This window comes from Salinicola sp. (assembly GCF_982684285.1).
Genome location: NZ_CEXLVS010000277.1, coordinates 1 through 5,039, shown reverse-complemented (window position 1 = coordinate 5,039; position 5,039 = coordinate 1). Strand labels below are relative to the sequence as shown.

Annotated in this window: 4 protein-coding genes; all 4 read right to left on the bottom strand. The window is 59.7% G+C overall.

Annotated features, from left to right (window positions below):
* Positions 1 to 1,109: LON peptidase substrate-binding domain-containing protein (locus AC3AYF_RS18090; RefSeq protein ID WP_487780133.1), on the bottom strand; the 1,109-nt coding region annotated here is incomplete at its 3' end.
* A 170-nt stretch (positions 1,110 to 1,279) separates the two neighbouring features.
* Positions 1,280 to 2,560 (bottom strand): ATP-dependent Clp protease ATP-binding subunit ClpX, encoded by a 1,281-nt coding sequence (clpX, locus tag AC3AYF_RS18085; RefSeq protein WP_295041039.1) that lies wholly within the window; start codon positions 2,558 to 2,560, stop codon positions 1,280 to 1,282.
* Between the two features lie 63 nt (positions 2,561 to 2,623).
* Complete coding sequence (clpP, locus tag AC3AYF_RS18080) at positions 2,624 to 3,244, bottom strand: ATP-dependent Clp endopeptidase proteolytic subunit ClpP (protein ID WP_295041038.1); 621 nt, start codon at positions 3,242 to 3,244, stop codon at positions 2,624 to 2,626.
* 85 nt (positions 3,245 to 3,329) lie between these two features.
* The gene (gene tig, locus AC3AYF_RS18075; protein WP_295041036.1) at positions 3,330 to 4,685 is read right to left on the bottom strand and encodes a trigger factor; all 1,356 of its coding nucleotides are present in this window, start codon (positions 4,683 to 4,685) and stop codon (positions 3,330 to 3,332) included.
* Between the last annotated feature and the right edge of the window lie 354 nt (positions 4,686 to 5,039).

Below are 5,039 nucleotides of genomic sequence, written 5' to 3'. Positions count from 1 at the left end.
ATCGACTGGCCCAGCGAGGTCTTGCCCACGCCCGGCGGCCCGACCAGGCAGAGCACCGGACCCTTGAGCTTCTTGACCCGCTTTTGTACGGCAAGGTACTCGAGAATACGTTCCTTGACCTCTTCCAGGCCGTGGTGGTCTTCGTCCAGCACCTTGGCGGCGTGAGGAAGATCGTGCTTGACCCGAGTCCGCTTTTTCCAGGGGACGGAGAGCACCCAGTCCAGGTAGGACCTCACGACCGTCGCCTCGGCCGAGGTGGGCGACATCATCTTGAGCTTGCCGAGCTCCTGGGTCGCCTTGTCGACGGCCTCCTGGGGCATGCCGGCGTCTTGGATGCGCTGCTCGTACTTCTCCGCCTCGTTAGGTACGTTCTCGAGCTCGCCCATCTCTTTCTGGATGGCTTTCATCTGCTCGTTGAGATAGTACTCGCGCTGGGACTTCTCCATCTGGTCCTTGACCCGCGAGCGGATGCGCTTCTCGACCTGCAGCAGATCGATCTCGGACTCGATCAGCGCCATCAGGTGCTCGACCCGGTCGCGCACGCGATCCATCTCGAGCAGTTCCTGCTTGTCATCGATCTTCAATGACAGATGTGCGCAAATGGTATCCACCAGCCGGCTGGGATCCTCGATCTCCTGCAAGGAGGACAAGACCTCGCCCGGCACTTTCTTGGAGAGCTTGACGTACTGCTCGAACTGATTGAGCAAGACGCGAACCAGGGACTCCTGCTCGCGCTCGCTGAGCGGTTCGCTGTCGCGAGCGACCGCCTGCGCGCTGATGAAGCCGTCCTCGTCCTCCAGGACCTCCTGGATGTCTGCCCGAAAGCTACCCTCGATGAGGACCTTGACGGTGCCGTCGGGCAATTTGAGCAACTGCATGATGTCGGCGACCGTGCCGATACTGAAGAGATCCTCGACCCCGGGATCATCATGAGCCGCCTCGCGCTGCGCGACGAGCAGGACGCGCTTGTCATGCTCCATCGCCGTCTCCAGCGCGCGAATGGATTTCTCGCGCCCCACGAACAACGGGATGACCATCTGCGGATAGACCACCACGTCACGCAGCGGCAAGAGCGGAAGCTTGAGTGTCTGGTCAGAGCTCTTCGCCATTACAGCATTTCCTCGGCAAACTTTCGGATGGGTGAGCCACCAGAGCGGCAATATGGGAGATACGTGGGGGCGCCACCGTTCAGATGCAAGAGTGCCCGACGCGGCGCGGTATCCATAAAAGCGAAGGGGCCATCAGGCCCCCTCATCTAGGCAGGTAACGGGACGGGCGATTACCCGTCCTTGTTGGCGACGCGACTCTCTTCCTGCTTCGAGTAGATCAACAACGGTTCGCTGTCGCCGGAGATGACGGAACCGTCGATCACGACCTTGGTCACGCCGTCGAGCGATGGCACATCGTACATGGTCTCGAGCAGCACGGATTCCAGAATCGATCGCAACCCGCGCGCACCCGTTTTGCGCTCCATGGCCTTGTGGGCCACTGCTCGCAGCGCATCTTCCCGGAAATCCAGCTCGACGCCTTCCATTTCGAACAGATGGGCATACTGCTTGACCAACGAATTCTTGGGCTCGATCAGAATCTGGACCAACGCCTCTTCGGTGAGCTCCGTCAGCGTCGCAATGACCGGCAAGCGCCCCACGAATTCGGGGATCAGACCAAACTTGACCAGGTCTTCCGGTTCGACACCGGCAAGAATGTCGCCAACGCCCTTGTTGCTCTCCTTGCTCTTGACCGACGCATTGAAGCCGATGCCGCCCTTTTCGGCGCGATCGCGGATCACCTTGTCCAGCCCGGCGAAGGCACCGCCGACAATGAACAGGATATTGCCCGTGTCGACCTGCAGGAACTCCTGCTGCGGATGCTTGCGACCACCCTGCGGCGGCACGGACGCCGTGGTTCCTTCGATCAGCTTGAGCAGCGCCTGCTGGACGCCCTCGCCGGACACGTCCCGGGTGATCGACGGGTTGTCCGACTTGCGCGAAATCTTGTCGATCTCGTCGATGTAGACAATGCCGCGCTGGGCCTTCTCGACATCGTAGTCGCACTTCTGCAACAGCTTCTGGATGATGTTCTCGACATCCTCGCCGACATAGCCGGCCTCCGTCAGCGTGGTCGCGTCCGCGATCGTGAACGGCACGTTGAGCAGACGCGCCAGCGTCTCCGCCAGCAAGGTCTTGCCACTGCCGGTCGGGCCGATCAGCAGGATATTGGACTTGCCCAGCTCGATACCGTCGCTTTTCCCACCACTACGCAGACGCTTGTAGTGGTTGTAGACAGCCACCGACAGCACCATCTTGGCGCGGTCCTGGCCAATCACGTAGTCATCGAGCGTATCGCGGATTTCTCGAGGTACGGGAAGACGATCTTCATCGCTCTCGGCGTCGGCTTCCAGAACCTCTTCGCGAATGATGTCGTTGCAGAGATCGACACACTCGTCACAGATATAGACGGACGGACCGGCAATGAGCTTGCGAACTTCGTTCTGGTTCTTGCCACAGAACGAACAGTAGAGCAGCTTGCCGTTGTCGTCTTTGCCTTTACCGTCGGCCATTCGTGTACCTCGTCAGGACGGCGGCGCGCTGCGCCGCCGTGTGAAACCTTGACCCAAACGCTATCAGGATACCGGACGCTTATCCAGCATGGCATCGATCAGGCCATATTCGACGGCCTGCTCGCCATCCATGAAGTTGTCCCGGTCGGTGTCCTGAGCAATCTTGTCGATATCCTGCCCGGTGTGATCGGCCAGAATGCGGTTCAGCTTGTGGCGGATGGTCAGGATTTCGCGGGTGTGGATCTCGATATCCGCAGCCTGCCCCTGATAGCCGCCCAGCGGCTGGTGAATCATCATCCGCGAGTGCGGCAGGCAGAAGCGCTTGTCCTTCGCGCCACCGGCGAGCAACAAGGCCCCCATACTGGCCGCCTGGCCAATACAGACCGTGGAGACATCGGGCTTGATGAACTGCATGGTGTCGTAGATGGACATGCCAGCGGTCACCGAGCCACCCGGCGAGTTGATGTAAAGGTGAATATCCTTGTCCGGGTTTTCGGACTCCAGGAACAGCAGCTGGGCCACGACCAGGTTGGCCATGTAGTCTTCGACCGGGCCGACCAGGAAGATGACACGCTCTTTGAGCAGACGGGAGTAGATATCGTACGACCGCTCACCGCGCGCGCTCTGCTCCACCACCATCGGGACCAGGCCACCGGCATTACTGATGTCGAACTCGTTACGCATCGCGATTTCCTTACATCTGGTGATTGTCAGGCCCATCGACTAGCGACCCGGCCTGAACCGGGTCGTCTTGCTTACCAAGCACCCATCATGCTTTGGAATCGCTTTCCTCGGCTTCATCTTCTTCAGCCGCTTCCTCGGATTGCTGGGCGGCCTGCAGCACTTGCTCGTAGCTCATGCTGATGTCGTTAACCTGGGCCTGCTCGAGAAGCTTGTCAACGGCCTTGTCTTCCAGCACGGCAGACTTGATCTGCCCCTTGAGCTCGTCATTCTGCATGTACTGATCGACGACCTGCTCCGGCTGCTGGTACTGGGTCGCCAACTCCTCGGCACGAGCACGGATTTCGTCATCGCTGGCATTGAGTTCGTGCTGCTTGATCACCTCCGCCAGCAGCAACCCTACCTTGACGCGCGTCTGGGCCTGCTCGGCGAACAGCTCGTTCGGCAGTTGGCTGACATCGAAGTCTTCGCCAAGACCGAACTGCTGTGCCGCCTGACGCTTGAGCCCGTCGGTCTCCTGCTGAATCAGCGACTGTGGAACGGCCACGTCGTTGGCTTTCTGCAGCGCATCGAGAGCCTGCTGCTTGACGCGGTTCTGGGCCGCTTGCCGAACTTCGCGTTCCATGTTGCTCTTGACCTCGGCGCGGAACTTGTCGGCATCGCCGTCTTCCACACCGAACTCCTTGATGAAGTCGGCATCGACTTCCGGCAGCGCCTTGGCGGAGACTTCATGAACCGTGACCTTGAAGGTCGCCTCCTGCCCCGCCAGGTGCTCGGCCTGGTAGTCGTCCGGGAAAGTCACGCTGATGCTCTTCTCGTCACCGGCCTTGGCGCCGACCAGCTGCTCCTCGAAGCCCGGAATGAAACGATTGGACCCCAGTTCGAGCTCGTGCCCTTCGGCGGAGCCCCCTTCGAACGGCTCATCGCCGAGAAAGCCCTGGAAATCGATCTTGACCTTGTCACCCTCTTCCGCTGCGCGCTCGACCGGCTGGAACTCGGCGCGCTGTCCGCGCAGGGTTTCGATCATCGTGTCGATATCGGCATCGGTGATTTCCGCCTGCGGGCGCTCGATGGTGGTGCCATCGATGCCGCTGAGCTCGATTTCCGGATAGACTTCGAGCGTGGCGACGAATTCCAGATCCTTGCCCGTCTGATCGACCTTCGGCTCGATCGAGGGGTAGCCGGCCGGATTCAGGCTCTGTTCGGTGATTGCCCGTACGTAGTGCTGACGCATCAGTTCACTGACGACTTCATTGCGGACGTCTTTACCGTAACGCTGGCGCACGACCGCCATCGGGATCTTCCCTTGACGAAAGCCATTCAGACGAACGCGCTTGGCGGTGTCTTGCAGGCGAGTCGCAACGGCTTCATCGACCTCGGCTGCGGGAACCTGAACTGTGATGCGACGTTCGATCTGGGATGTCGTCTCAACGGAAACTTGCATAGATGATCCTCTACCGACGGGGGCGTTCTGTGAATGCAACTCAAAGACTGTGACTTCAAAACTGTCATTTCAAAGCAAGGGGGCGATTTTAAGAACCCCCATGCCTACTGGCAAGCAGACTAGCGCGGTAAATGGTGCCAATCGGGGCAAAATACAAGCCCGATGCGGCAAAAATCGACTTTAGGAGGGTTCTTCCACGCATCCGATCCATCGATCGACGACGCATGGCCGCATACCAGATTCGACAGCTGGAGAGAACAGCCATGAACAAAGGAGGCAGATAAAGAAGGGAAGAAATGGGGGGGATGATGGGGATCGAACCCACGACCACCGGAGCCACAATCCGGGGCTCTA